Origin of the sequence: Pectobacterium carotovorum (assembly GCF_900129615.1) — a bacterium.
GTDB classification, from domain to species: Bacteria; Pseudomonadota; Gammaproteobacteria; order Enterobacterales; family Enterobacteriaceae; genus Pectobacterium; species Pectobacterium carotovorum.
Genome location: NZ_FQWI01000024.1, coordinates 1 through 1,226, shown reverse-complemented (window position 1 = coordinate 1,226; position 1,226 = coordinate 1). Strand labels below are relative to the sequence as shown.

Below are 1,226 nucleotides of genomic sequence, written 5' to 3'. Positions count from 1 at the left end.
TGAGTAACCGTGTTGCCAGTCAAGCACTTCAATCGGTTACGACGCCGTAATTTTTGTCATAGGGCTGTTGAGTATGAAGTACGCCATAGCATAGATGAACCAGTTTCCTCATCGCCGCCCCTATTGCCAGCATCTTTACCTTGCCTTTTAGCAATAGCCGCGTGTATTGCGCTTTTACATGACGATTGTGACTTATAGCGGCAATGGCTCCCATATACAACTTCGCCCGGATACCCGGCGGTCCTATTTTCGACAGACTGGCCCTGCCATGCACCGATGTGCCTGAACGACGCTCTACCGGGATAACTCCCAGATACGCCGCCACCTGCTCCGCACTCCTAAAGTGATTACCCCTGATGATGGCTAACATATTCCATCCTATTTGCTCTCCAACACCATCAATCGACTTCAGGAGTGCCAGGTCCTTTTTTAGTCCGGGATGCTTCTCTATGTGAGCTTTTATCAGGTGCTCAATGTGCTCCAGTTCATCCTTTAAATGTTGCACCATCGATTCCAGAGACGTCACGACTTCTTCCGGAGGTGTGGTGGATTTCAACGTGCCCAGGCGATTTTCTACACGCTGTTTATCATTAAGCAGGCTATCCCTGTGCTGCAATAATGCCCTGAGCTTCTTTATTTCTTGCGAAGGCGGAACCCAACTATCCGGTTGTTTTAAACATCCATAGCTTGCCAGCACATAAGCATCAACGCGGTCTGTTTTGGTCAATATCCCCATTCCTTTGGCAAATTCACGTACTCGATGAGGATTGGCCACCGATACAAGAATACCGGCCACATGGAGACCATAAGCAAGGTGTTCGTGATAAACCCCTGTGGCTTCCATGATGATATGAGCCTGACTCGGGTCACATTTTTGCAGGATTAACCATTGAGCCAAAGCTTGTGCTGAGTTGGGGTCATTGGGTAACACTTTCGTCTTCCGTTTACCTTTAATGCCATCAACCAATAAGCACACATCGATAAAACGTTTACTGATATCAATACCGACGTAATACATAATGTCCCCCTTTCACTGAAGCCGTCACGCCCGTTCCGCTTGTACATTCAGAGTCAGTGCTCTAGGTAACCGTTCAATGTTAATGCTGGCGTGAAAGGTGAAACAGAGGGCTTAAACTCAATCGCAAGGTTGATAGCCTTAGCGCGCCTTTGAAGCTCACTCTGTTTCATGTAGTGATAGCTAATCACTACGTGAGAAAGATACAAGC

Annotated in this window: 1 protein-coding gene; it reads right to left on the bottom strand. The window is 47.5% G+C overall.

Features of this window, described 5'->3' with window-relative positions:
* Positions 1-28: 28 nt before the first annotated feature.
* Entirely contained in the window at positions 29-1,018 is a 990-nt protein-coding gene (locus BUB06_RS21725) for an IS110 family RNA-guided transposase (RefSeq protein WP_039476565.1), read from the bottom strand.
* Positions 1,019-1,226: the final 208 nt, after the last annotated feature.